The 25164-nt window shown below is 67.6% G+C and carries 32 protein-coding genes and 1 tRNA gene; 26 read left to right on the forward strand and 7 right to left on the reverse strand.

The window, feature by feature from the left end:
- Positions 1-324 precede the first annotated feature (324 nt).
- The 15 genes from FVF75_RS08655 to FVF75_RS08710 all read left to right on the forward strand — a co-directional run bounded on the left by FVF75_RS08655 (position 325) and on the right by FVF75_RS08710 (position 7193).
- Positions 325-774: a hypothetical protein gene (locus FVF75_RS08655; protein WP_148377573.1), complete on the forward strand. Its 450-nt coding sequence runs from the start codon at positions 325-327 to the stop codon at positions 772-774.
- On the forward strand, positions 771-1364 hold the full coding sequence (locus FVF75_RS08660; protein ID WP_148377574.1) for a hypothetical protein: 594 nt from the start codon (positions 771-773) through the stop codon (positions 1362-1364). The genes FVF75_RS08655 and FVF75_RS08660 overlap by 4 nt, the downstream gene beginning before the upstream one ends.
- Positions 1365-1559: 195 nt before the next feature.
- Positions 1560-2105 carry a hypothetical protein gene (locus FVF75_RS08665; protein WP_148377575.1) on the forward strand — a complete coding sequence of 182 codons (546 nt, stop codon included), beginning with the start codon at positions 1560-1562 and terminating at the stop codon, positions 2103-2105.
- 244 nt (positions 2106-2349) lie between these two features.
- Entirely contained in the window at positions 2350-2901 is a 552-nt protein-coding gene (locus FVF75_RS08670) for a hypothetical protein (protein ID WP_148377576.1), read from the forward strand.
- Complete coding sequence (locus tag FVF75_RS17840) at positions 2898-3032, forward strand: hypothetical protein (protein WP_281289590.1); 135 nt, start codon at positions 2898-2900, stop codon at positions 3030-3032. The genes FVF75_RS08670 and FVF75_RS17840 overlap by 4 nt, the downstream gene beginning before the upstream one ends.
- A gap of 11 nt (positions 3033-3043) precedes the next feature.
- A complete protein-coding gene (locus tag FVF75_RS08675) occupies positions 3044-3628 on the forward strand; it encodes a hypothetical protein (protein ID WP_148377577.1) in 585 nt (194 codons plus the stop codon).
- On the forward strand, positions 3625-3762 hold the full coding sequence (locus tag FVF75_RS17535) for a hypothetical protein (RefSeq protein WP_187393022.1): 138 nt from the start codon (positions 3625-3627) through the stop codon (positions 3760-3762). The genes FVF75_RS08675 and FVF75_RS17535 overlap by 4 nt, the downstream gene beginning before the upstream one ends.
- Before the next feature lie 54 nt (positions 3763-3816).
- A complete protein-coding gene (locus FVF75_RS17540) occupies positions 3817-3993 on the forward strand; it encodes a hypothetical protein (protein ID WP_187393023.1) in 177 nt (58 codons plus the stop codon).
- Between the two features lie 38 nt (positions 3994-4031).
- Positions 4032-4313 carry a hypothetical protein gene (locus FVF75_RS08680; protein WP_148377578.1) on the forward strand — a complete coding sequence of 94 codons (282 nt, stop codon included), beginning with the start codon at positions 4032-4034 and terminating at the stop codon, positions 4311-4313.
- Positions 4314-4322: 9 nt separating this feature from the next.
- Positions 4323-4721, forward strand: a complete 399-nt coding sequence (locus tag FVF75_RS08685; RefSeq protein WP_148377579.1) for a hypothetical protein — start codon at positions 4323-4325, stop codon at positions 4719-4721.
- Positions 4722-4780: 59 nt separating this feature from the next.
- Entirely contained in the window at positions 4781-5044 is a 264-nt protein-coding gene (locus tag FVF75_RS08690) for a hypothetical protein (protein ID WP_148377580.1), read from the forward strand.
- 335 nt (positions 5045-5379) lie between these two features.
- Positions 5380-5856 carry a hypothetical protein gene (locus tag FVF75_RS08695; protein WP_222861210.1) on the forward strand — a complete coding sequence of 159 codons (477 nt, stop codon included), beginning with the start codon at positions 5380-5382 and terminating at the stop codon, positions 5854-5856.
- 411 nt (positions 5857-6267) lie between these two features.
- Positions 6268-6504: a type II toxin-antitoxin system RelE family toxin gene (locus tag FVF75_RS08700; protein WP_148377582.1), complete on the forward strand. Its 237-nt coding sequence runs from the start codon at positions 6268-6270 to the stop codon at positions 6502-6504.
- 11 nt (positions 6505-6515) lie between these two features.
- Positions 6516-6875: a helix-turn-helix transcriptional regulator gene (locus FVF75_RS08705; RefSeq protein ID WP_148377583.1), complete on the forward strand. Its 360-nt coding sequence runs from the start codon at positions 6516-6518 to the stop codon at positions 6873-6875.
- 27 nt (positions 6876-6902) lie between these two features.
- Complete coding sequence (locus tag FVF75_RS08710; RefSeq protein ID WP_148377584.1) at positions 6903-7193, forward strand: hypothetical protein; 291 nt, start codon at positions 6903-6905, stop codon at positions 7191-7193.
- A gap of 337 nt (positions 7194-7530) precedes the next feature.
- On the opposite strand, the gene FVF75_RS08715 is transcribed toward FVF75_RS08710, so the two are convergent.
- The 4 genes from FVF75_RS08715 to glpX all read right to left on the reverse strand — a co-directional run bounded on the left by FVF75_RS08715 (position 7531) and on the right by glpX (position 11144).
- A tRNA-Glu gene (locus FVF75_RS08715) sits at positions 7531-7605 on the reverse strand.
- A 92-nt stretch (positions 7606-7697) separates the two neighbouring features.
- Positions 7698-9446, reverse strand: a complete 1749-nt coding sequence (gene recJ / locus FVF75_RS08720; RefSeq protein ID WP_148377585.1) for a single-stranded-DNA-specific exonuclease RecJ — start codon at positions 9444-9446, stop codon at positions 7698-7700.
- Positions 9447-9612: 166 nt separating this feature from the next.
- Complete coding sequence (locus FVF75_RS08725; RefSeq protein WP_148377586.1) at positions 9613-10167, reverse strand: cysteine hydrolase family protein; 555 nt, start codon at positions 10165-10167, stop codon at positions 9613-9615.
- A complete protein-coding gene (gene glpX / locus FVF75_RS08730; RefSeq protein WP_148377587.1) occupies positions 10164-11144 on the reverse strand; it encodes a class II fructose-bisphosphatase in 981 nt (326 codons plus the stop codon). The genes FVF75_RS08725 and glpX overlap by 4 nt, the downstream gene beginning before the upstream one ends.
- Before the next feature lie 208 nt (positions 11145-11352).
- Between glpX and ndk the strand changes: the two genes are divergently transcribed.
- From ndk to FVF75_RS08770, 8 genes are all read left to right on the forward strand, one after another.
- The gene (gene ndk / locus FVF75_RS08735) at positions 11353-11775 is read left to right on the forward strand and encodes a nucleoside-diphosphate kinase (RefSeq protein WP_148377588.1); all 423 of its coding nucleotides are present in this window, start codon (positions 11353-11355) and stop codon (positions 11773-11775) included.
- Positions 11776-11976: 201 nt separating this feature from the next.
- Positions 11977-14118, forward strand: coding sequence for a malate synthase G (locus FVF75_RS08740; RefSeq protein WP_148377589.1), 2142 nt, complete (start codon positions 11977-11979; stop codon positions 14116-14118).
- Between the two features lie 559 nt (positions 14119-14677).
- A complete protein-coding gene (locus tag FVF75_RS08745; protein WP_148377590.1) occupies positions 14678-15457 on the forward strand; it encodes a gamma-glutamyl-gamma-aminobutyrate hydrolase family protein in 780 nt (259 codons plus the stop codon).
- A gap of 36 nt (positions 15458-15493) precedes the next feature.
- The gene (locus FVF75_RS08750; RefSeq protein WP_187393024.1) at positions 15494-15913 is read left to right on the forward strand and encodes a c-type cytochrome; all 420 of its coding nucleotides are present in this window, start codon (positions 15494-15496) and stop codon (positions 15911-15913) included.
- 95 nt (positions 15914-16008) lie between these two features.
- The gene (locus tag FVF75_RS08755) at positions 16009-16422 is read left to right on the forward strand and encodes a c-type cytochrome (RefSeq protein WP_148377592.1); all 414 of its coding nucleotides are present in this window, start codon (positions 16009-16011) and stop codon (positions 16420-16422) included.
- A 29-nt stretch (positions 16423-16451) separates the two neighbouring features.
- The gene (locus FVF75_RS08760; protein ID WP_148377593.1) at positions 16452-17138 is read left to right on the forward strand and encodes a D-lyxose/D-mannose family sugar isomerase; all 687 of its coding nucleotides are present in this window, start codon (positions 16452-16454) and stop codon (positions 17136-17138) included.
- Positions 17139-17198: 60 nt separating this feature from the next.
- The gene (locus FVF75_RS08765) at positions 17199-17822 is read left to right on the forward strand and encodes a MarC family protein (RefSeq protein WP_148377594.1); all 624 of its coding nucleotides are present in this window, start codon (positions 17199-17201) and stop codon (positions 17820-17822) included.
- Positions 17823-17829: 7 nt separating this feature from the next.
- A complete protein-coding gene (locus FVF75_RS08770; protein ID WP_246138042.1) occupies positions 17830-18444 on the forward strand; it encodes a retropepsin-like aspartic protease family protein in 615 nt (204 codons plus the stop codon).
- A 228-nt stretch (positions 18445-18672) separates the two neighbouring features.
- Here the strand turns inward: FVF75_RS08770 and FVF75_RS08775 are convergent, their stop codons facing one another.
- Entirely contained in the window at positions 18673-19131 is a 459-nt protein-coding gene (locus tag FVF75_RS08775; protein ID WP_148377595.1) for a DNA polymerase III subunit chi, read from the reverse strand.
- A 1-nt stretch (position 19132) separates the two neighbouring features.
- A complete protein-coding gene (locus FVF75_RS08780) occupies positions 19133-20608 on the reverse strand; it encodes a leucyl aminopeptidase (RefSeq protein WP_148377596.1) in 1476 nt (491 codons plus the stop codon).
- Positions 20609-20956: 348 nt separating this feature from the next.
- On the opposite strand from FVF75_RS08780, the gene FVF75_RS08785 reads away from it, so the two are divergent.
- From FVF75_RS08785 to rsmA, 3 genes are read left to right on the forward strand one after another with little or no spacing between them, the layout of a single operon-like run.
- Positions 20957-22231, forward strand: a complete 1275-nt coding sequence (locus FVF75_RS08785) for a peptidylprolyl isomerase (protein WP_187393025.1) — start codon at positions 20957-20959, stop codon at positions 22229-22231.
- Positions 22231-23202 (forward strand): 4-hydroxythreonine-4-phosphate dehydrogenase PdxA, encoded by a 972-nt coding sequence (gene pdxA, locus FVF75_RS08790; RefSeq protein ID WP_148377598.1) that lies wholly within the window; start codon positions 22231-22233, stop codon positions 23200-23202. The genes FVF75_RS08785 and pdxA overlap by 1 nt, the downstream gene beginning before the upstream one ends.
- The gene (rsmA, locus tag FVF75_RS08795; RefSeq protein WP_148377599.1) at positions 23199-24035 is read left to right on the forward strand and encodes a 16S rRNA (adenine(1518)-N(6)/adenine(1519)-N(6))-dimethyltransferase RsmA; all 837 of its coding nucleotides are present in this window, start codon (positions 23199-23201) and stop codon (positions 24033-24035) included. The genes pdxA and rsmA overlap by 4 nt, the downstream gene beginning before the upstream one ends.
- A gap of 22 nt (positions 24036-24057) precedes the next feature.
- On the opposite strand, the gene FVF75_RS08800 is transcribed toward rsmA, so the two are convergent.
- Complete coding sequence (locus tag FVF75_RS08800; RefSeq protein WP_148377600.1) at positions 24058-25119, reverse strand: anhydro-N-acetylmuramic acid kinase; 1062 nt, start codon at positions 25117-25119, stop codon at positions 24058-24060.
- Between the last annotated feature and the right edge of the window lie 45 nt (positions 25120-25164).

The raw sequence follows: 25164 nt of genomic DNA on the forward strand, positions 1-25164 counted from the left end.
TGCGGCAAGCGCGGGCCGCGGTCCCAGCCTGGCGCGACGCCCCAAAATATGCCGCGGCGGCGATGATGTGCGAAAACTTCGACAGGTACGCCGCGTCCGGGTGGCGCCATGACCGGGACCGGCCGGGACCGCCATCAGCGGCTCCGCGCCGTTATTGGCACGCAATCCTGCAGATGGGCGTGTCCGTGCCGCGCTCGCGCCAGCTCGCCGACATTCTGGACGCCCACGACAGTCAGCCTGGGAAAATCTATCGCAGTCACCTAGGCGTTTTAATTGCGATCAACGCGGCCGATGTTTTCAGCATCGAAAGGAGACGACGACGACATGGAACTCGACAGCAAGAACCGCTTGGCGCACCTCAAGCGACTGCGCGACGCGAAATATTCGGAGTTGCGCGCCGCGACAGACTTCACGCGCGACATTTTTCGGCGGCACGCCGAACTTCAGATCGAGATCGGCCGTCTTGAGGCCGTGACCGTCCCTCCGCACGTTCGGCAACACCACGAGGACACCATCGCTGCGAAGCGGAAGATGATCGCCGCGTTGGCCGCCGAGAAGGCCGAGGCGACGACGCACCAAGACGCCGCCAGCGATGCGTGGAGCGCGGCCGCCCAACTCTTCGAGAGTTGCCACAAGTACGCGTCGAAGCACGGCCTCCCGCTGCCTGGCGGCGACCGGTCCGACAATGCCGTTCGCTGCTGGGATCCGATGAGCGGCCGCGACGCGGGGGGTTCCGAAATGTTGAGCCTCGCTTCTGAGGGGGATGCCCGATGATCTTGGAACGCCTGAGCAAGTCGCTCAAAAAGTCTCGGAGCGCCATCGCCGACGTCCATGGTGGCCTTGGCGAAATCCGGTCCCGCATTGATGAACTCCGCGATCAGCGCGACGCCATCGAGAGCCGCCCGCTTCCCCTCGCCAGCGTCGAAAGAGAGGTCGATGCATGGCTGGATACCACCGTCGCCAACGCCGTCACGGCACTCCCGGTCAACCGGTTCGCAACCCCAAAGGAACGCAGGCGTGGTGAACCGGATTTTGAACTTCCTCTGCCGCTGCGTCATGGAGCGAACACGCCCGACGCGGGGCCGGCAGTGGGTATACTTCTCGGCCTTCTGGTGGCGACCAACCGCGAGGCCTTCAAAATGATCTTGCTCGGCCGCCTCGGCGACTATTACGAGAACCGTGAAGGCATCGAACCGAGCGCCGCGGCGGATTTGATTTCTGAAATCGACAACGAGATTTGGAGCCTCGAACACGATGAAGAATTTCTCATTCGGGATGCTGAGGCCGCCGGCCTCGAGCTGCAGCGCCGCCCCGATGCTAATCCTGAAATTGTGCTGCTCGCCGACAGCGAGCAAGCCACATGACCTGCGCCGCTGATCATAGGGCGGCGCACGCAAGAGATTGCGGGGGTGGGTTGACCCTCGTGATGAACGTTCAGGGATTGGTCCTCCCGGACGTTTGGCCCGCAACGGACCTCACGCACGCTTCATGTGCGACGCGAGGGGGTGGGGTGATACTTATGCGCCTCGCCCCCAACCGTGCGGCGTGAGGGAACCGACATGGCAGGGATGAAGATAGTCCGCGAACTCGACCGCAACCGCATCATGTACGAGGAGATGATCAAACGCTTCGGCGAGAAAACTGCGATCACGGCCTACCGCCGGGCGCTCGATCAAGAAGGCAAAAAGACCAATACTGCCATCAAGAATACGTTGGTTAAGCAGACCAGCATCAAGAAGGGAGAGGTCAACAAGTCCATCAGCTTCATCGGACCCAGCCGCGACAACCTATCCTTCAAGATCGTCGGCACCGGACGGCATCGCGGCTTGCGCAACTTCGGAGCAGTGCAGTTCAGCTACGGTGTTCGGGTGAAGGATATGTGGGGGAAAAAGCAACGAAAATTCAAATCGGCCTTCATCGTTCCGAGGCTCAATGCTCATGCCTTCGTTCGAACCGGATCGGCTCGCTTCCCCATCCGCGTCATGTACGGACCGTCGATCCCGAAGGAGTTGGTCAAGGACGAGGCCAGGGACGTATTCGACGAAGCACTGCCCAACTTGCACATAGCGGCGATCGAAAAGCTGAAACAGGCTCTCAAGGTATGATGGCACACCCTGCACTCACCTCGGTCTGGATCGACGCACGGGCGCTGCAAGGTCGTCAAGAGCGCCTGTGGTTTTGGCGGGCGCTGGGGTCGTGGAGAGCGCAAGTGGCACCTGCCCGGCCCGCATGGCGTGCGGGCGACCCCCACCCCCAAGGGACCGTATCGTGCCGCGCTGCGGCGCGGGGCCGCCGCCGCCCGATATGTGGCTGTTTTTTTATTTTTGAAAAACCGGGTGGAGTTTACTGATGGCGAGCACAGCGAAGACAGAGAAGCGGGGAAAGCCCGCTGCCGCAAAATCGGAAAATGTTGGCGAAAAAACGGTTGGCATTCGCGAGGCCGCATCGCTGCTGAACCGAAGCACGCAGTGGGTTCACAAGCTCGTCGCGGCTGGATTTGTGGAAAAGGTGGGGCGAGGCCAGTACCGGATATCGGACATCACCTCGGGGACCGTCGCCTATTACGAAGACCTTCTGCAGAAGTCCTCGAAGTCCGCCACGTCGAACCGAGTTTCGGAGGCTCGGGCGGCTGAAATCGAGTTGCGCACGGCCGAGCGGCGGCGCGAGTTGATCCCGCAAGAAGAGGCGATCGCAGCGATGGACCTGGTGGTCGGCAAGGTGGCGGAAACACTCTCTGGCCTACCGGCCCGGATCACTAGGGACTTGGTGCTGCGCAGGAAAATCGAGGCGGCAGTCCATGCCGGTCGAAAGGAAATCGCAGACGCGCTCGCCGAACTATCCGGCTTTGTTGAAGCGGGCGGCGACCTTCCTGCAACCGACACCGAGGATGACCCCAAATGAGATTTTGGCGCAGCGCAGCATCGGTCAAGCTTACCGTCCCGATCGAGGCCAGCGTGCGCAAGGCGATGAACGACGAGGTGCGGGAGACCTTCCAAGGTATCTTTGCCGATACCGGCTTACGCTTTGTATAGGAGAAAATGACTTGACAAACCAAAACACCAAGACCCGCCCGGCCAGCCAAGCCGCGTCTGGCGATGACGCCGACGCCCACGCCTTTAGGGCCAGGGCCGCGGCGATCATGCGCTCCAAGTATGCCGTCACGCGCCCCAAGCAGGCGCTCATGCTCGCGCTGGGCACCACCCTAAGCCACGACGATGCCTGCGCGGCGTTGGCCGCCATGAAGTCGGACAGCGCCGAGGTGAACAGCGCGGTGCTGGTGGATCCGGGCGCCATAGCTGCCCTTCCCAAGGCGGCGCGGCAGGAGCGTGGCCGGCTGGTCGCGATACTGACCTGCTCAGAGGCCGAGGGCCGAGCCACGCAGGCGGCGGCGCTGGCGTTCGACACACTTGCGACCGTTGAACAGGCGATCGCGGTCATGGCGACGATGCCCCGGACCGAGCGCTACATGACCATCGCGGAGCGCGCGGCCGGCGAGCCGGAGTTCGGCGCAGATTTCAGCGACCACTGGTCGGCGGGCGGAGACAGGGTTGGCGCCGCCTGGGATCGAGCGATTGCCAACAGCAAAGCGGCCCACCGAAACAGCGTAGAAAAGGAGAACGCCAAATGACGACAATGACCCAATCGACCCCCGAAGATCTGAGCAATGTAGGTGAAGACCCGATACTCCCACTGTATCGCCAATGGGTTGCCGCACGGGATGAATGGCACCGCTACGTTGGCTTGCCCGGCAACGAAAACTGAGACCTGCCGGAAAGCAAAGCCGCCGAAGCACAGGAAAATGCGGCGTTCTGGGAGATGATCGAGATGACCCCGACCAGCATGGAGGGGATCGCGGCGCTGATCCACGTGTTGTGGAGTTTGGAAGGTCCAAAATTGGCACCCGTCAACGTGGAGGCGAACCACCCGAACTGCAAGCTGATGGGTGCCATCTGGCGGTATGCCTCCGGGCAAAACGGGCTGCCGCCCCGCTAACCCAAAGATGCCAACACCCTGACGAAGGAGATGGACCATTGATCACCGGCAGCCGCGCCCCGCAACAGCTCGAGCTCGCGCGCACCTTCGCCGCGGCATCGCATCCCGGTCGCTGGTATTCGGAGCAGCGCTGGCCGATCGGTTGGAGGGCGCAGTTAACCGATGACCCGCCCTACAACGCGACCCAGCGCGACGGCGAGCAGGTTGTCCGCTCGATCTCCGGTACGACGATCCGGCTTCGGAATGTCCGCCGCGTGCCTGACGAGGTGCGCGGCACGGGCATCGATGCGATACGGACCGCACTGTTCGCTGAGCCATGAGGTTTGCAAATGTTGAACCTCTCCCCCGAAATCAGCATCAAGATCGCAAAGCTGATCCCGCGCCTTGCCTCGCCCTATGAAAGCGAAGTGCTCGCGACTGTCGAAGCGATCCGGCGCACGCTCGACCGGGCCGAGCTGTCCCTGCACGATCTCGCCGCCCGCCTATGCGCGCCTGAACCCGTCCAGATCCGCGCCCAGCCCAAGCCGGAGCCCGCGCCCGATCACGATGCCGACTCGCTGCTTGCCAAGGCGATGTGGCTGCGCGACCACGCCCAGGACGATCTGACCGCGAACCAAGCCGCGTTTGTGGCCACCGCGATCCGGATGCTCGGAGCCGGGCAGAGCCTTTCGGTCAAACAAATCGGCTGGCTCTACGGACTATGCACAATGCATGGCCACGAGGCCTGACCTCCAAGAGTTGCGTGCCCACCGTTTCCGCTGGTATCCATCAGGCGGGAGGTACGCGCATGGATTTCAAAACCGAGCCAGAGTGGGCGGCCGCACTGGTCGCCGTGATTGACGAGCAGGTCGACGCGATCGTGAACCTGCCGTTCCGAACGCCGGACGAAGAGAAACTTTGTGCAGAGCTCCGCCGTCGTGCCATCGAGCTCCAACATTGGGCAAGGATTATTCGGCGGGGGGTAGAGTTCAAGGAAATGCAGCGCGAGAACGCGACCCTCCGGCGGCAGGTGAACCGACTGGAAAACGCACGGCCCGACCCCCACGGATAGCGGCAAGCCCAAGGACGCGCTGCGCGGGCCGCTGGCGGGCGTGTCGGCTGTCTGCGTGGTCGGGGGCGGAAACGGGTGGCAGGCCGCCTGTGCGGCGCTCCGTGGGCCTGCTGGACCCCGGCCCCTTCCTTCCATTCCCCGCGCCCCGGTCCACCGCCGCATCCGCTGTTGAGACCTGATCATTCCGCCAATTGGCGGATTGGTCGCTAGGTCTGCCCCTCCGCATATTCGCCAGTCGCGCCGCCGCGCGCGCGGGTTACGGGCTGGTGGCAATGTTCGGGCGACATTTTGTCACCTCACCACCGCCCCGCGCCCCTTGGCAGGTTGCATGGGCGTTGAACGGCCAGCGCCGCGACCTGAACGACGCACAGCGATACATGATCTGGGCCGACTGCGCCAAGGGTGATGAAGCATGGCAGGCAGAACAGAAGCGCATTCAGGATGCTGCGAACAGGGCTAGGGCCGAAGCGGCGAAGGCACAGCACAAGGTCAGCAAACCGTGGGCCGGTGAAGGAAAGCCAGTTGATGGTGACCCCACAAATTGTGGGGCGACCATAGTAGACAGCCCGGAGCCTAAGCCCGATCCGAAGGCAAAGTCTGGCGCTTCCGAGCGTAAAGCCGAAGCCGCTGGTGTTACCCGAAAAACCGTTGATATGGCCGAGGCGCTGACCAACAAGCGACCTGACCTGGCCGAGCAAGTGCGCGCCGGTAAGATGACGCTTTCCAGCGCGACGACGCGGCTAGCGAATATGCGGAAGGAGGACACACCGGTCCAGAACCGTTCGGTAAATTTGCCGAACGGACAAGCCTAGCGCCTAATCCGCCAATTGGCGGAATTACCAAGTCACGACGGATGGCGCCGGCTCGAATATGCGGAGGGGGCGGCCTAGTGAAAATTCCGCAAATTTGCGGAAAAACCAGTCTCTAACTCCGACGCCGCCTCGATTATGAAGCGGGGCGACAACCAGCATCGGCAAATTTGCCGACTTCTGAGCCATCCCTGTCGCAGCGCGCAGCGACCAATCCGCAAAATTGCGGAATGATCAGGTCTCGACGGATGACGCCGCCTCGATGCTTAGCGTCGGAACGCGCTCCGTCGAGCGCGCCCGCAAGGTCCACGTCCCGGCCGCGATGCTGAAATTGCGCTAAACCGCATTTGTCGCTGGCCTTCTTTTGCGCTATATAGCATAGCAACGTGGCGCTGCTCCACCGAAGGAAAACCGATGCAGATCGCCTACACGAACGTCGCGCGGAAAGGGCTCAAGCAGATGCCTGCCAAGGACCGCGCGGCGCTGATCGCCAAGCTGGAAGCCTACGCAGCAACCGGAGAGGGCGACGTGAAGCGACTGGTCGGGAGCGAATACTTCCGACTGCGGCACCGGGACTGGCGCGCGATCTTTGAGGTCGAGGATGGCGTGTTGGTGATCCGGGTGGCGCACCGCCGCGAGGTCTACAAGTGAAGGAGGGCCTGATGATGAACGAAGCGTTGAACCTGCAAGGCGAGAAGATGGTGGTGCTCACCGAGGCGGAATACCGCGCCCTGATCGAGGACGCGGGCGACATTGCCCTCGCCGATCAGGCCCGGGCTGAGAGCGCCGGTGCGCCTGTCCTGCCCGCCAAACTGCTGGCCGCGTCGCTCGACGGGACCATGCACCCGCTGACCGCCTGGCGGAAGGCGGCTGGACTCACGCAGGCGGCGCTGGCGCATAAGGCCGGCATCCGCACCTCGACCGTGTGCAACATCGAGAACGGCAAGATCGACCCGCGCCTGTCGACGGTGAAGGCCCTGGCCGATGCGCTCGGGGTGGACGTGGACGATCTGGTCGCCTGAGCGATAGCCGAATGTTGGAGAGCGCATATGCCTGACGACGATTTCAGTGTTTTTGTTCGTCGCCACCCAATGGACTGGCAAACTGCCGAATACAGAGCATCCGACCTTTCGCGGGAATTGTTCTGGGATAGGACATCTGGTGGAGTAGGTTCGAGGACAAGCCACCCGGCGCTTTTCGGTTACGTCATGTGTGACCAGATGCTCAACGGAGAAGTTGCACATTCTTGTGCGCACGGGCCTGGGCCTCACCGCATCAAGGTCTGCTTGGTGAAAAAGCTGAACAAAGATCATTGGAGCGATTTGCTGCAGCGGGTTTGAAACTAACCTTCACCGCCGTGAGATCAGCTAGATCGAGCGCGCGGGACTCGTGGCTGAGTGGGTGCGGATCACGGGGAAAAGACTGACTGCGCAAGTTGCGCAACCAGTCCTCCCGGCGCAGGCCACACGGCAAGTCCGAAGCCACCCGCAAGCTCGGCATGTCCCGCGATCAGGTGGCGCGCTCCCTCAAGGTCCCGGCCCTGCCGCCCGAGGCCAAGGACGCGCCAAGGGCTTTGATCGGATGTTCTCAACCATTTCTGGGATGGTATACTTGATGGCTGGCCGCAAGTGCTGTCCCGAGAAATTCTCAATGAAAACATGCGCTTACAAGAGGAAGTGGCAGCCCGTAGGGGAATCGAACCCCTCTTTCCAGGTTGAAAACCTGGCGTCCTAACCGATAGACGAACGGGCCGCGCTGTTGGTGCCGCGGGTTCTAGGAAAACGGCGGCGCAAGGGCAAGCGGATTCTTTGGCCGTCCTGAAAAAACTTTGCGCGCCGCGGCGCTCATGCCCGCGCGGCGTCCTCGAGGCGCAGTTGCGGCGTTACCCGGCCGTTCCAGTGGTTCAGCTCCAGCCGCCCGGCCAGGTGGAACCGCGCGCCGCCGTGGCCGGCCAGCGCCGGGCCGAGCGGGCCGTCGAAGGCGCCGAAGGCGATCGCCTCGAGCCGCGCGCCCAGCCCGTCGCCCAAGCCCAGTTTCAGGTGGTTGGCGCCGACCTGCTTGGCGAACTCGATGCGCATGTCGGGAAGGGCGAATCGCGGCGCGGGGGCGCCTGCGCCGAAGGGGCCGGCGGCCTCGATCGTCTCGATCAGCTCGGTGGTCGCGGCCCCCGGCATCATCAGCCCGTCCAGCACCAGGTCGCGCGGCCCCAGCGCGCCCGCGCCCTGTTTTGCCAGCAAGTCCGCCAGCCGCGCCATCGCAGGCTCAAGTTGTGCGCGGCTCAGCGTCAGCCCTGCGGCCATCTTGTGCCCGCCACCGCGCGCGATCAGCCCCTCGGCGGCCAGCTTGTGCACCGCCGCGCCCAGGTCGATGCCCGAGACCGAGCGGCCCGAGCCCTTGCCCTCGTCGCCGTCGAACCCGATCACCACGGCGGGGCGGTGCGCGGCCTCTTTCAGCCGCGCCGCGACGATGCCGACCACGCCGGGGTGCCAGCCGTCATGGGCAGCCCAGACCAGCGGCGCGTCAAGCCCGCGCTCCTCGGCCTGCGCCAGCGCGCCGGCCAGCACGCCCGCCTCGATCTCGCGCCGCTCGTCGTTCAACTGGTCGAGCCTCGCCGCCATAGCCGCCGCCTCGTTTGCGTCGGTGGTGGCCAAGAGCCGCGCGCCGAGGTCGGCCTTGCCGATGCGCCCGCCCGCGTTCACCCGTGGCCCCAGCAGAAAGCCGAGGTGATAGGGGCGCGGTGCCTCGTTCATCCGGGCCACGTCCGCCAGCGCCACCAGCCCGGGGCGGGCGCGCCGCGCCATGATCTTGAGCCCCTGCACCACCAGCGCCCGGTTGGCCCCGACCAGGGGTGCCACATCGGCCACCGTGGCCAGCGCCACCAGGTCGAGCATCGAGATCAGGTCAGGCCCGGCGCGCCCGGCCTCGCGCAGCCTGCGGCCCATTTCCACCAGCAACAGGAACACCACCCCGGCGGCGCAGAGATAGCCGGGCGCGCCCGCCTCGTCCTGCCGGTTGGGGTTGACCACGGCCAGTGCGGGCGGCAGCGTCTCGCCGCCCAGGTGGTGGTCGAGCACGATGACCTCCGCGCCCTTGGCCACCGCCGCCGCGATCGGTTCATGGCTGAGGGTGCCGCAGTCGACGCAGACGATCAGCGGGTGATCTTCGGCCAGCATCTCCATCGCGGGCACGTTGGGGCCATAACCCTCGTCGATCCGGTCGGGGATATAGAGCGTCGGGCGCTGGCCGAAGTGGCGCATCCAGTCGATGATGAGCGCCGCCGAGGCGCCGCCGTCGACATCGTAATCGGCAAACACCGCCACCCGCTCGCCCTTGTCGACCGCTTGCAGCAGGCGCGCGGCGGCGGTCTCCATGTCGCGCAGCCCGCGCGGATCGGGCAGCGTGTCCTTGATGGTGGGGGCAAGGAAGGCGTCCGCATCCGCCGCCTCGACGCCGCGCCGCGCCAACACCGCGCAGACGGCGGCAGGCAGTCGCGTCGCCTGCGCCAGCGCCTCGGCCTGGCGGGCGTGTTCGACCGAAGGGCCGATCCAGCGGCGGCCGGTGAGCGAGGTTTCGACATCGAGAAACGCGGACATGCGGCAGGTCTAGGGCGACGGGCGGCCAAGGTCCAGTGCGGGCAGATGGCCCCGGCCGCGCTGACCCCTCGTGGCCCCGCGCCCGCTCCGATGGTGACACGAGGGCAGCGCTGCCCGGCCAGTGTGGCCGGACGGGGTTTGGCGCCGGGAACGCCCGCCCTGCCCCTCAGCCGATGAGATCCCCCGTCGCCACCACCCGCGCGAACTCGCCGTTGAGCTGGTCGAGCGCGGCCTGGTGTATCCACTTCGGTTCCGCCTTGCCGCCGCCGCGCCAGCTTGTATCGACATTGCGCGCCACCGCCGCGCAGGCGTCATGCACCAGATCGACGGAAAACCCGAGGTTGCCCGCCATGCGCACGGTCGTCGAGACGCAGTGCGGCGTGGTCAACCCGCAGATCACCAGTTGCTCGATCCCGTCGGGGCGCAGCCGCGCCTCGAGGTCGGTGCCGATGAAGGCGGAGTTGACCGATTTGGCGATCACCGGCTCACCCGCAATCGGCATCACCTCGGGCTTGAAGCCGGTCTTGCCGAAGCTCGGGTGCAGCGGGCTGTCGGGGTTGGTCGACAGGTGCTGGACGTGAAACACCGGCTGGCCGGCGGCGCGCCAGTGCTCAAGCAGCCGCCCGGCGTTGGCCTCGGCCCCCGGGTTGTTGCGTGCCCCCCAGAAAGGGTCGTCCCACCCTTCCTGGATGTCGATCAGGATCAGCGCGCGCGGTTTCATAGCCCCACCCGCGTGGTCGGGTTGCGGTAGGTCATGCGCCGGACCGAGCCGGAGCGCGAGCGCATCAGGAGCGTCTCGGTCTCGAGCCAGTCCGGCTCGCGCTTGATGCCGCGCAGGATCGAGCCGTCGGTGACGCCGGTGGCGGCAAAGATCACGTCCGCCGTGACCATCTCGTCGCGCGAATAGATCCGGTCGAGGTCGGTGATGCCGGCCTTGGCGGCGCGGCCGCGTTCGTCGTCGTTGCGAAAGGTCAGCCGGCCCCACATCTGCCCGCCCATGCATTTCAGGGCCGAGGCCGCCAGCACCCCCTCGGGTGCGCCGCCCGAGCCCATGTACATGTCGATGCCCGTCACTTCCGCCTCGGCGGTGTGGATCACCCCGGCCACGTCGCCATCGGTGATCAGCCGGATCGCGGCGCGGGTTTCGCGGATCTCGGCGATCATCGCCTCGTGGCGCGGGCGTTCCAGCACGCACACGGTGATATCCGAGGTGTCGCAGCCGCGCGCCTTGGCCAGCGCCTTGACCCGCTCTGCCGGGCTCATCTCGAGGCTGACGACGCCTACGGGATAGCCCGGGCCGATCGCCAGCTTGTCCATGTAGACATCGGGGGCATGAAGCAGCGTGCCGCGCGGCGCCATGGCGATCACGGTCAGGGCGTTGGGCATGTCCTTGGCGGTCAGGGTGGTGCCCTCCAGCGGGTCGAGCGCGATGTCGACCTCTGGGCCGTTACCGGTGCCGACCTCCTCGCCGATGAACAGCATCGGGGCTTCGTCGCGCTCGCCCTCGCCGATCACCACCACGCCCTTGATATCGAGCAGGTTGAGCTGGTCGCGCATCGCGTTGACTGCGGCCTGGTCGGCCGCCTTCTCGTCGCCGCGCCCCACCAGCTTGGCCGAGGCCATCGCGGCCGCTTCGGAGACTCGGGCAAGACCGAGCGACAGCATTCGGTCTGCAAAGACGACGGGCGAGGCGTTCATGGCGGTATCCTTGATGTGACGGTTTCCCTTCCCTAGCAGCGCCCGGACGCATCGCCAAGCCGGGGCGGCGGGGTTTGCGCTACCAAATGAAACCACCGCCCGGCCCGGCCCCGATCGCGGCTTTTCAATCGCCGCCCCCCATGCTAGAGGCGCGCGGGATTTCATACATGAAACCGGGGTCCGCCCCGAAAGAGACAAGAGGACCGACATGGCCATTCAACGCACCTTTTCGATCATCAAGCCCGACGCCACAAAGCGCAACCTGACCGGCGCGATCAACGCCAAGATCGAGGCCGCCGGCCTGCGCATCATCGCGCAGAAACGCATCCACATGACCAAGGCCCAGGCCGAAACCTTCTACGGCGTGCACCGCGAGCGCCCGTTCTTCGGCGAGTTGTGCGAGTTCATGGTGTCCGAGCCGGTGGTGGTGCAGGTGCTCGAAGGCGAGAACGCGATCGCCAAGTACCGCGACGTGATGGGCGCGACCGACCCGGCCGAAGCCGCCGACGGCACCATCCGCAAGGATTTCGCGCTGTCCAAGGGCGAAAACTCGGTCCACGGCTCGGACGCGCCGGAAACCGCCGCCGAAGAGATCGCCTATTTCTTCTCGGGGCTCGAGCTGGTCGGCTGACCCTGCCGCGAGGTGACAGACGAGGCCGCGCCTTCGGGTGCGGCCTTTTTGCTGGCGGGCGCTTTATTGCGCGTGGCCTGCGCGGGCGTCGGTCCAGAGCCGCCTTTTTCGCCCGCCCCGGGCCTCGTCTGTTGCCTATAGGAAACTTTTTTCATAAACACGCCCGGAACCGCGGCACACCAATGTATGCAGGGAAATCCCATGGACAGACGCACCGAGAAATCCGGCCTCAGCATCGCCCCTGAACTGGCCCGGTTCATCGAGGACCGGGCGCTGCCCGGCACCGGCGTGGCGGCGGAGGAGTTCTGGCAGGGGTTTTCCGACCTGGTGCACGAGCTTGGCCCGAAGAACCGCGCGCTGCTGCAAAAACGCGAGGAGTTGCAGCAGAAGATCGACGCCTGGCACGCGGCGCGCAAGGGCGAGCGGGTGGACCAGGCCGACTATCGCACGATGCTCGAGGACATCGGCTACCTGGTGCCGGAGGGGCCGGATTTCACCATCGACACCGAGAATGTCGACCCCGAGATCGCCAGGGTCTCCGGCCCGCAACTGGTGGTGCCGATCACCAACGCGCGTTTCGCGCTCAACGCCGCCAACGCGCGCTGGGGCAGCCTTTACGACGCGCTCTACGGCACCGATGCGCTGGGCGACCGGCCCGAGGGCAAGGGCTTCGACGCCGCGCGCGGCGCGCGGGTGGTGGCCTGGGCCAAGGACCATCTGGACGCGGTGGTGCCGCTGGCCTCGGGGCAATGGGCCGATGTGTCGCAACTGACGATCACGGATGGCGCCCTCGCCCCGGCGCTGGCCGATCCGGCGCAGTTCAAGGGCTTTCGCGGCGCCCCCGACGCGCCCGAGGCGGTGCTCCTGGCGGTCAATGGCCTGCACCTCGAGATCGTGATCGACCCGACCACCCCGGTCGGCCGCACCGACCCGGCGGGAATCTCCGACGTGGTGCTCGAATCGGCGGTGTCCACGATCATGGATTGCGAGGATTCCGTCGCCTGCGTCGATGCCGAGGACAAGGTCGCGGCCTATTCCAACTGGCTGGGCCTGATGACCGGCACGCTGACGGAAGAAGTCACCAAGGGCGGCAAGACCTTTACCCGGCGGCTCAACCCCGACCGGACCTATACGGCGCCTGATGGAACGGAGCTGACGCTCAAGGGCCGCTCGCTGCTGTGGGTGCGCAACGTCGGCCACCTGATGACCAACCCGGCGGTGCGCGACCGTGACGGCCAGGACGTGCCCGAGGGGCTGATGGATGCGATGATCACCACGCTCATTGCCATGCACGATTTGCAGGGGCGCGGGCCGGGGAACTCGGCGCGCGGCTCGGTCTACGTGGTCAAGCCCAAGATGCACGGCCCCGACGAGGTCGCCTTCGCCGACGAGATCTTCGCCCGCGTCGAGGACGTGCTCGGCCTGCCGCGCCACACCGTGAAACTGGGCATCATGGACGAGGAACGCCGCACCTCGGCCAACCTCAAGGAATGCATCCGCGCCGCGCGTCACCGCGTCGCCTTCATCAACACCGGCTTTCTCGACCGCACCGGCGACGAGATCCACACCTCGATGGAGGCCGGGCCGATGGTGCGCAAGGGCGAGATGAAGAACACCGCCTGGATCAAGAGCTACGAGGAACGCAACGTCGACATCGGGCTGGCCGCCGGGCTGCGCGGCCGTGCCCAGATCGGCAAGGGCATGTGGGCGGCCCCCGACCTGATGGCGGCGATGCTCGAGGAAAAGATCGCCCATCCCGGCGCAGGGGCCAACTGCGCCTGGGTGCCCTCGCCCACCGCCGCCACGCTGCACGCCACCCATTACCACAGGATCGACGTGGCCGCCCGGCAGGACGAGATCGCCGCAGGCGGGCCGCGCGGCACGCTCGACGCGCTTTTGACCATCCCGCTCGCGCGCGGGCAGAACTGGTCGGACGACGAGATCCGCGACGAGATCGAGAACAACGCCCAGGGCATCCTGGGCTACGTGGTGCGCTGGGTCGACCAGGGGGTGGGCTGTTCGAAAGTGCCCGATATCCACGATGTCGGGCTGATGGAAGACCGCGCCACCTGCCGGATCAGCTCGCAGGCGCTGGCCAACTGGCTCTATCACGGCGTGGTGACGCGCAATCAGGTGATGGACGCGATGCACCGCATGGCCGAGGTGGTCGACCGCCAGAATGCGGACGACCCGGCCTATGTGCCGATGGCGCCGGGGTTCGACGGCCTGGCCTTCCAGGCCGCCTGTGACCTGGTGTTCCGCGGCCGGGTGCAGCCCTCGGGCTATACCGAGCCGGTGCTGCATGCGCGACGGCTGGAACTGAAAGCCCACCGCGCCGGGTGAACGCCTTTTGCCCCGTGCCGGTTTTCCGGCCGGGGTGTCTGGGTCTCGGTCGCTCACATACTCACAAGGGGTAAAGTGGCGGGCCCGCCTTGGGGCAAGTGTTCCTTCGCCGGGCGCAGAGCCTCGCCTGCACCTTCATCAGGTGGTCTTCGGTGTCCCGGCTGCCTCTTCTCCGGTTTTGATATGCCGGGGTCGAGGCACGGATACCACTTTCGTGCACGCGACAGGTTATCTCACGAAAGGGTTAACGGGCGCGAAACCATGCGTGCGCAGCTTCATCTTGGCATCAATACTCCAGGGGGTCCGGGGGACAGCGTCCCCCGGCCCGGGCTGGGGGCTCTGCCCCCATCGTTCGGCATGCCGCGCGAACCGAACCTGCCTGAGCGACCGTGCCACCGGCACGGTTGCCCCCCGGCAGGCAACCTTGCTTGCAAGATCGACGCGAGGGCCGGCGTTGATCGACCGGGGTGACGGATACAACGCCTGCCCCTTCCCCTTCGCGCGTTCGGGCGATACCCTGCCTGAAAACTCGGTATGATAGCAGCGCGCGAGGCAGACCATGCGGCGTCCGGTCATCGGCATCATCGGCAATTCGGCCCTGCTGGGCGACGACTACCCGGCCCATGCCGGCGGCGTGATGAATTCGCAGGCGGTGGCCGAGGTGGCCGGTGCGATGCCGCTTCTGATCCCGGCCGATCCGCATTACGTCGATGTCGCCGAACTGCTCGAGGTGTTCGACGGCTTTCTGCTGACCGGCGGGCGCCCCAACGTCCACCCCGAGGAATACGGCGAGACGCCGACCGCCGCGCATGGCGATTTCGACCGCTGCCGCGATGCCATCGTGCTGCCGCTGGTGCGCGCCTGCGTCGAGCGCGGCCAGCCCTTCCTGGGCATCTGCCGCGGCTTTCAGGAGGTCAACGTGGCGATGGGCGGCACGCTCTACCCCGAGATTCGCGACCTGCCGGGACGGATGAACCACCGCATGCCGCCCGAGGGCACGATCGACGAGAAATTCGCCATCCGCCACGCGGTGCATTTCACCGAGGGCGGCGTGTTTCACCGGCTCCTGGGGTCGCAGGACGTGATGACCAATACCCTGCACGGCCAGGGCATCAACCGGCCCGGGCGGCGCATCAACGTCGACGGCTGGGCCGACGACGGCACCCCCGAGGCGCTTTATGTCGAGGACGCACCCGGTTTTGCGCTGGCGGTGCAGTGGCACCCGGAATACAACGCCGCCAACGACCCGGTCTCGCGCCCCTTGTTCACCGCTTTCGGACAGGCCGCGCGCGCCTGGGCCGAGGGGCGCTGCCCGGCGCCGCTGCTCAAGGCGGTGTGAGCGGGTGATGCGGCCGGGAAACGGGGAGACATGCCGATGAAGGGCTGGTTGGCCGGAGGCTTGGTGATCGTGGCCGGGCTGGCGTTCATCTTTTCGCCCTGGGGCCGCAAGACCACGCCGGTGACCGCCAGCGGCGAGATCATCGAGGTCTCGATGCCGGCGGCCTTCGACGGCCCCGCCGAGACCGGCCGGCAGGCCTATGCCGACGCCGAATGCGCCGCGTGTCACGGCCCCAACGCCGGCGGCATCGGTGGCAAGGGGCCGCCGCTGGTCCACCGGATCTACGACAGCGAACACCACACCGACGCCGAGTTGGCGACCTCGTCGGTGGAGGGCATCCGCGCGCATCACTGGCCGTTCGGCGCGATGCCCCCGACCGAGGGGCTGACCCAGGCCGAGGCCGAGACCATCGTGGCGTTCCTGCGCGCGGTGCAGCGCGCCAACGGCATCGACTGACGCGCGCCCGGCTCACGCGGCTGTGAAAATCCCGCGCTTGACCTTCCACCGGCAGAACCTCCTAAACCGGCCACCGCAACAGCGGAGAGACACGCATGAAATACTGGTTGGCCCTGGGCCTTGCCGTGGTGGCGGGGCTGGCATTCGCCCTCTATCCCCGCACCACCCCGCCGCCGCCCGACGGTGCCGCCCCGGGTGGCCCTGAAATCGCCATGCCCGCCTCGCTCACCGGCAAGGCGGCGACCGGCCAGCGCGCCTTCACCGCCTTCTGCGCCTCGTGCCACGGCGAGAACGGCGGCGGCACCGACAAGGGCCCGCCGCTGATCCACCGCATCTACGAGCCGAACCACCACGGCGACGCGGCCTTCCTGCTGGCGGCGCAAAACGGCGTGCGCGCGCATCACTGGCAGTTCGGCGACATGCCCCCGGTCGAGGGCGTGACACGCGCCGAGGTCGAGACTATCGTGGCCTTCGTGCGCGCGGTGCAGCGGGAAAACGGCATCGAGTAGCACGCGCCCGAACGACGCCGGAGACACCGATGAAACGCTCGCAGATCAACCGGATCATCGCCGAAGCGGGCGAGATGATCCGGCAATTCGGCTTTGCCCTGCCGCCGTTCGCCGCCTGGACGCCGCAGGAATTTCGCGCCCGCGCACCCGAGGCCCGCGGCGTGATCGAGGCCGGGCTGGGCTGGGATGTCACCGATTATGGCCAGGGCGATTTCGACCGGCTGGGGCTTTTTCTGTTCACCCTGCGCAACGGACGGCAGGCCGACCTGCGGGCCGCCGGAGGCATGTGCTATGCCGAAAAGCTGCTGATCTCGCGCCGGGACCAGATCAGCCCGATGCACCGCCACATGATCAAGGCCGAGGACATCATCAACCGCGGCGGGGCGACGCTGGCGATCGAGCTTTTCGGCTCCAACGCCGAGGGCAATTTCGACGAGACCGCCGGCGGCACCGTGTTCTGCGACGGCGTCCCGCGCGCCTTCGCCCCCGGCGAGGTCATCCGCCTGGCCCCCGGCGAAAGCGTCACCCTGATGCCCGGCGACTGGCACGCCTTCTGGGGCGAGGGCGGCGACGTGCTGATCGGCGAGGTCTCGACGGTGAACGACGACACCACCGACAACCTGTTTCGCGAGCCCCTTGGCCGTTTTGCCGAGGTCGAGGAGGACGAGGCGCCCGACCGCCTGCTGGTCTCGGACTACGCGCGCTGGCTGGGCTGAGGCGCTTGCCTTCGCCCGGCGCCGCTGCCAGTCTGGCCTGAGAGCCGAAGGAACCCCCGCTTGAACGCCGATGCCCTCATCCCGGCCTTTGTCACGCTTTTCGTGGTGATCGACCCGATCGGGCTGATGCCGATCTTCCTGGCGCTGACGCAGGGCGCGCGCCATGCCGAGCGGCGGGTGATCGCGCTGCGCGCGGTGGCGGTCGCGGCGGTGCTTCTGACGCTGTTCGGGCTGCTGGGCGAACAGGTTCTGGGCTTTCTCGGCATCTCGATGCCGGCGTTTCGCATCGCGGGCGGGCTGCTTCTGTTCCTGACCGCGCTCGACATGCTGTTCGAACGCCGCGCCAAGCGGCGCGAGGACCAGTCCGAACCGGGCCTGCACCCCGACGAAGACCCCTCGGTGTTCCCGTTGGCCACGCCGCTGATCGCCGGGCCGGGCACGATGGCGGCGATGATCCTCTTGGCCGGGCAGACCGACAGCGTGCTCGACCTCGTCGCGGTGCACCTGGTGATGGTCGCGGTGCTGGCGGTGGTGCTGGTGTTCTTCCTGTCCAGCAGCCTGATCGAACGCATCCTGCGCGAGACCGGCATCAAGGTGCTGACGCGGCTGTTCGGCATGCTGCTGGCGGCACTGGCGGTGCAGTTCGTGCTGGACGGTCTGGCGGATTTCGGCTTTCTCGGCTGAGGCCGGCATGGACGGCGCGTCGCCGCGTGCCTATATCCGCCTCATGGACAACTTCGACATCGCACGTTTCACCTATCTGGCCCTGCTCGGCGCGGTCGTGGCGGGGTATTTCTTTGCCCAGAACCGCAAGAACCTGGGCAAGATGGCGCAACAGGCGATGATCTGGGCGCTGATCTTCGTCGGCATGATCGCCAGCTACGGCCTCTGGACCGACATCCAGCGCGACCTCGCCCCGCGCCAGTCGGTGCTGTCGACCGGCCAGGTCGAGGTGCCGCGCATGTTCGACGGGCATTTCTACCTGACCGCGCGGCTCAACGGCGAGCCGGTGGAATTCGTGGTCGACACCGGCGCGACCGACGTGGTGCTGACCAAGGCCGACGCGCGCCGGGTCGGCATCGACCCCGAGGCGCTGACGTATACCGGCACCGCGATGACCGCCAACGGCGTGGTGCGCACCGCGCGCGCCACCATCGAGCGCATCACGCTGGGCGAGATCGAGGACCGCAACCTGGAGGTCTGGATCAACGAGGGCGCGATGGACCGCTCGCTGCTGGGCATGGCCTATCTCAGGCGCTTCTCGCACATCGAGATCGCCGACGACATGCTGATCCTGACGCGCTGAACCTGCAGGCCCGCAGGGGGGCGTTGCCCGCACGACCGCCTCGCAGGCGAGGCGCCCGCTCCCCCCAAGGTATTTCAGGCGCAAAGAAGCCGTTAAGGTTAACGCGCGCGCAAATCCGTCTTCATCTTGGCAAAAATACTCACGGCGCGGCCGTTGCGGCCCGGCGTGACCTCGGAACGGCGCACCTCGTGTGACACATGAACAACGCCCCGCAAGCCTATGTGATCTTTAGCGTTCCGCCCTCATCTCCCAACGTCCGCTTTCCTGGCTCCAGTATTTCGCCGGCGCCCCCGCCTCGGTCAGGGTGCGCCACTGGTCGCGGGCGGTCTCGACGGCATCCGGGGCGTTGCCGTCGAACAGGATCATCACGCGCGCCATCGCGGCGACCTCGTCCGGGCTGATCCCGGCGCCGTCGATCGAAACCAGGCAATCGGGACGGTTGGCGGCCTCGGTGGCGGTGGTCAGCAGGATCGGCTGGTCGCCGTCATGCGGCCCGCCCGCCAGCCCGTGCGGCAGGAACCGCTCCTCCGGTCCCAGCCACAGCTTCTGGTCGAGCCAGTCGAGTCGGGCCGCTTCCACCCCCCGCACCGCCACCCGCCAGCCCGCGTCGAGCGATTTCTCCAGCAGCACCGGCAGCGTCGCCTCGAGTGGCGTGCGGGTCATGTGGTAGAAATAGGCCGCGCCCATGTCAGCCCTCGCAGGTGTCGCGCACCAGCCGGTCGAGGCTGCGCACGAACCAGCCGGTCGCGCCCTTGGGGGCCAGCACGGTGTCTTCCGACCGGCTGGCGACCCCGGCGATGTCGAGGTGAATCCACGGCGTGTCGTCCTTGACAAAGCGCTTGAGGAACTGCGCCGCCGTGATCGCGCCGCCGGGCCGCCCGCCAACGTTCTTCATGTCGGCCACGCGGCTTTTGAGCTGCTTGTCATAGGCCTCGCCCAGCGGCAGCCGCCAGGCGCCCTCGCCCTCGGTGTCGGCGGCCTTGAGGAAGGTCTTGCAGAACTCATCGTCGTTGGAAAACACGCCGCCGTTTTCATGGCCCAGCGCGATCACGCAGGCCCCGGTGAGCGTGGCCAGGTCGATCACGCCGGCGGGCTTGAACCGTTCCTGCGCATACCACAGCACATCGGCCAGCACCAAACGGCCCTCGGCGTCGGTGTTGATCACCTCGATGGTGTCGCCCTTCATGGATTTCACCACGTCGCCGGGGCGCTGGGCGCGCCCGTCAGGCATGTTCTCGACCAGGCCCACCAGCCCGACCACGTTGGCCGGCGCCTTGCGCAGCGCCAGCGCCTTCATCACCCCCGCGACGGTGCCGGCGCCGCCCATGTCCATCGTCATCTCTTCCATGCCCAGGGCCGGCTTCAGGCTGATGCCGCCGGTGTCGAACACCACGCCCTTGCCCACCAGCGCCAGCGGCGCGGTGCCCTTCTTGCCGCCCGACCACTGCATCACCGCCAGTTTCGACGGGCTTTCCGAGCCCTGCCCGACCCCCAGGAGCGCGCCCATGCCGAGCTTTTCAAGCTCCGCCTCCTCGAGGATCTCGACCTCGACGCCTAGGTCACGCAGCCCTTCGATGCGGCGGGCGAACTCGGTGGTGCTGAGCACGTTGGCCGGTTCGTTGACCAGGTCGCGGGCCAGGAACACGCCCGAGGCCACCGCCGCCAGGTCGCCCGCCTGCGCCGTCAGCACTTCGGGTTTGGCGACCGCGAAGGTCAGGCTGCCGGGGGCCTTCTTGTCGTCCTCGCCGGTCTTGTGGTCCGAGAAGTCATAGGCGCGCAGCATCGCGCCCAGCGCGATCTCGGGGATGTGGCGCAGGCTGCCCGCGAGCACCAGCACCGGCTTGCCCAGCCCCTCCTTGCCGATCGCGCCGCCGGCCTTGCGCGCGTCGTCGGCCCCCATCTTGCGGTCGATGCGCACCACCTGCACCGCCTCGGCGGCCATGCCGGTGGGCCAGTCCATCGCAAAGCTGTCGCCGGGCTTGGACTTGGCGAACTTCTCGCTTTCGACCAGCCGCGCCAGCGCGCCGCGGGTCAGCCGGTTGATGCGGCGCGCGCCCTTGTCGAGGCGGCCATCGGCATCGGCCAGCACCACGACCCGCCCGGGCGCTTCGGCCAGCGTGTCGAGATCGAGGGCGACGAAGGCGGGGGTCAGACTGTCGGTCATCGGGATGTCCTTTTCGGTGATCGCGGTTTGCACCACACCTAGCCGCCCGGCCCGGGGTTTTCCAGAGGCCGCGCGGCACCGACGGGCGGGGAGAATCGGTTGCCGCCTGGCCCGTCCGCAAAGCGCCAGATCGGGTGGCCAGGGCGACCCGGGCCACCAGATATGCCGCGTTTGGCCGCCGGGCGGGCCGTTCGCGCCGCATTTTCCGCGCCATTTCCCCGTCGCGGCGACGCGCGGGGAGATTTACCCTCGCACCAGCCGGTTTCCTCGACTAATGTGGGCGCGACCCGGGGGAGACCCCGGACGATGACAGGCGGCAGACAAAGAGCGCAAGGCATGATGTGGACGATGGCACTCCGAGGCGGCACTAAACGCGGCACCAACCGAGGTTCCGCTGTCACGGCGATCCGCCGGCTGGCGCGGCGCAGCCTGGCTGGCGCGGCACTGGCGCTGGCGGCGCTGGGCGTTTCGGCCCCGGCGCAGGGGCAGTTCGCCCCGGTGGCGCGGATCGACGGCGAGGTCGTGACATCCTACGAACTGGCCCAGCGCACCGCCTTTCTCAGGCTTCTGGGCGCGCCCGGCGACGTGCGCGCGCTGGCGATGGACCAGCTTCTGAACGAACGCCTGCAACTGCGCGAAGCCGGGATCGCCGGGATCGAGGTCGAGGACGAGGCCGTGACCGCGGGGATGGACGAGTTTGCCCAGCGCGGCGGGCTGGACGGCGAACAGATGCTGCAATTCCTGGCTCAGGCCGGCGTGGCCGCCGAGACCTTCCGCGATTTCGTGCGCGCCGGCGTGATCTGGCGCGAATACAGCCGCGAGGTGTTCCTGCCGCGGGTCTCGATCTCGAACGCCGAGATCGAAGAGGCGATGGCGCGGGCCGAGGCCGACCCGGGCATCCGGGTGCTTCTGTCCGAGATCGTGCTGCCGGCCGGCGACCCGGCCACGCGCAAGGCCTCGCAGGCGCGCGCGGCGCGGCTGACCGGGCTGGACGAAGAGGCCTTCGAGGACGCCGCCAAACGGTTCTCCGCCGGTCCCTCGCGGAACAACGGTGGCCGGATGACCTGGGCCGACGTGACCGCCCTGCCGCCCGAAGTGGGCGCGGCGGTGCGCGGGCTGCAAGTCGGGCAGACCAGCCGGATCATCGAAAGCGACGATGCGCTGCGGCTCTATTTCGTGCGCGACCGCGAAGAGGTTGCCGGCGGCACCCCGGCGACGATGATCGACTATGCCGCGCTGCTGCTGCCCGGCGGTCGTTCCGAGGCCAACCTGGCCGAGGTGCAGAGCATCCGCGAGCGGGTGACAAGCTGCGACGATCTCTATCCGATCGCCCGCGCCCTGCCGCCCGAACAGCTTGTCCGCGAGGAAGTGGCCGAAAGCCAGGTGCCCGCCGCCTACCGCGCCACGATCGACGGGCTGGACCGGTTCGAGGTCGGCAGCACCGTGACCCCCTCGGGCAGCTTCGCCGTGGTGATGCTGTGCAACCGGGGCAACGAATTGCCGCGCTCGCTGACCAAGGAGATGGTGGCCGAGCAGTTGCGCAACCGCCGGATCGGCTCGATGTCGCAACAGTTCCTCGAGGAACTGCGCGCCAACGCGGCGCTCGAGATCATCGGCAACTGATGCCCGACCGCCCCGGTGCGGGCCCGATCGCGCTGTCCGCCGGGGAACCGGCGGGGATCGGGCCGGAGATCGCCGCACAGGCCTGGGCCGCGCTGAAGGGCGAGCTTGCCTTTTTCCTGATCGGCGATCCGTCGCACCTGCCAGGCGGCACGCCCACGGTTCTGATCGACCGGCCCGAGGCGGCGGTGGCCGCGATGGCGCAGGGCCTGCCGGTGCTGGCGCGCGACTTCGGCGCGCCGCGTGTTCCCGGCGTGGCCAACCCGGTCCATGCGCCGCACGTGGTGGCCGCGATCCGCGAGGGGGTCGAGCTGGTGCAGACGGGCCGCGCGGCGGCGCTGACCACCAATCCGATCCACAAGAAGGCGCTGAAGGACGGCGCGGATTTCGCCTTTCCCGGCCATACCGAGTTTCTCGCCCATCTGGCCGGTGTGCCCGAGGTGGTGATGATGCTGGCCTGCGACGCGCTCCGCGTGGTGCCCGCGACCATCCACATTCCGCTGTCGGAGGTGCCCCGGCACCTGACCCGCGCCGGGCTGGAGGCGACCATCCGCATCACCCACAAGGCGCTGTCCGACATGGGCCTGCCCGATCCGCGCATCGCGGTGGCGGGGCTGAACCCCCATGCCGGCGAGGGCGGCGCGATGGGGCGTGAGGAGATCGAAGTGATCGCGCCGCTGCTGGACGATCTGCGCGCCGAGGGGATGCGGATCGCGGGCCCCCTGGCCGCCGACACCATGTTTCATGCGGGCGCGCGGGCGGGCTATGACGTGGCGATCTGCATGTATCACGACCAGGCGCTGATCCCGATCAAGACGCTGGATTTCGCGGGCGGGGTCAACGTGACGCTTGGGCTGGGCTTTACCCGCACCTCGCCCGATCACGGCACCGCCTTCGACATCGCCGGGCAAGGCATCGCCGATCCCGCCTCGCTGATCGCGGCGCTTCGCATGGCCCGGGACCTGGCGGGATGAGCGCCATCGACGACCTGCCGCCCTTGGGCGAGGTGATTCGGACGCATGGGCTGGTGGCGAAAAAGGCGCTGGGGCAGAACTTCCTGCTGGACCTGAACCTGACCGCGCGCATTGCCCGGCAGGCGGGGGATCTGAGCCAATGCGACGTGCTCGAGGTCGGCCCCGGCCCCGGCGGGCTGACGCGCGGGCTGCTCGCTGAGGGCGCGCGCCGGGTGCTGGCGGTCGAGAAGGACAGCCGCGCCATGGCGCCGCTGGCCGAGATCGCCGCCGCCTATCCCGGCAGGCTCGAGGTGATCAACGCCGACGCGCTGACGCTTGACACGCTGGCGCATCTGACGCCGCCGATCCGGGTGGTGGCCAACCTGCCCTACAACATCGGAACCGAGCTTCTGGTGCGCTGGCTGACGCCCGGTGACTGGCCGCCGTTCTGGCAAAGCCTGACCTTGATGTTTCAAAAGGAAGTCGCCCAGCGCATCGTGGCGAAGCCGGGGTCCAAGGCCTATGGACGGCTGGCGATCCTGGCCCAGTGGCGTTGCGATGCCAAGGTGATGATGGAACTGCCGCCCGAGGCCTTCACCCCGCCGCCCAAGGTGCGCTCGGCGGTGGTGCATCTGACCGCCCTGCCCGCGCCGCGATTCGAGGCCGATGCGGGCGTGCTGCAAAACCTGACCGCCACCGCCTTTCAGCAGCGCCGCAAGATGCTGCGCGCCTCGCTCAAGGGGCTGCACCCGGATATCGGCGGCGTGCTGACATCGGTGGGAATCGACCCGACCAGCCGCGCCGAACAGGTCGACCTCGAGCATTTCTGCGCGCTGGCGCGGGCTTTGGCCTAGGTATTTCCCGGGCAAAGACGGATCAGGGGCTTGAGATCAGCCCGCCGCCGACCGCAGCGGCCACGCCGGTGGTGGCCGGGCAGGAGGTGGGCAGGCCATGCAGCGTGCGCATGGCGAGATAGGCCATCGCCTGCGCCTCGATCCCGGCACCGTCGCTGTCCAGCGCCTCGACCGCCAGGCCGGTGGCGGCGGCAAGGTTCTGCGCCAGCGCCGTGCCCTGCCGCCCGCCGCCCGCGATCAACAGGCGCGCGGGCCGGGTCGGGCAATGCTCCAACCCGCGCGCCACGGCGGCGACGGCCAGCGCGCTTCGGGTCGCGGCGGCGTCGGGCGGGGTCAGACCCTCCAGCGCCGCCTCGATTTGGGCAAGCTCCTGCGCGGGCAGGGTTTTCGGCGGCATCCGGGCAAAATGGCCAAGCTCCAGCAGGGTTTCGACCAGCGCCGTGTCGGGCGTTCCCGCGTCCGGGCCGTGATCCGGGCCTGGGCCGGTCTCGAAGGCCAGAAGCGCGCCGGGGGTTTCCGGCGCGGGCTGGCGCGGGTCGATCCAGGTCAGGCTGGCCATGTCGCCGAAGCTGACCAGCGCGAACGGCGCATCGGCCCCCAGCCATTTGCCCAGCGCGAAGTGAAAGAAGGCGCCCAGCGGCGCACCGGCCCCGCCCAGTGCTGCGTCGGAGCTGTGGAAATCCCAGGCCACGGGCCGGGACAGCGCGGATGCGATGCGGCCCCCGTCCCCGGCCAGGTGGCGCCCGCGCCCGCCGGGGTCATGCGCCAGCACCGGGCCCTGGAACCCGATCACCTCGGTCTCGGGAAAGGGCCGCAGCGCCTCGGCCACCGCCGCCTCGACATGGCGCGCGGCGGCTTCGACCTCGGGCGCATCGGGCCAGCAGCCGCGGGCCGCGTCCAGCGCGGCGCGGGCCGTCGGGGAATAGGTGCGCTGCGCCATCTCGCCGAACTCGAGGATGCGCGCGCCATCGGTCAAAAGCATCGCCGCCGTGACCCCGCGCGCCCCGGCCACCGCCCCCAGCGCCCAGACCGGGCCGGACCCGGCCCGCTGCCCTGCCCCCGCCCCGCGCCGTGGTTTCAACATGGCTTTTCCTTCCCGATTGCCGCCGATATAGAAGGCCCGACACAA

Origin of the sequence: Maritimibacter fusiformis, from assembly GCF_008086115.1 — a bacterium.
GTDB classification, from domain to species: Bacteria; Pseudomonadota; Alphaproteobacteria; order Rhodobacterales; family Rhodobacteraceae; genus Muriiphilus; species Muriiphilus fusiformis.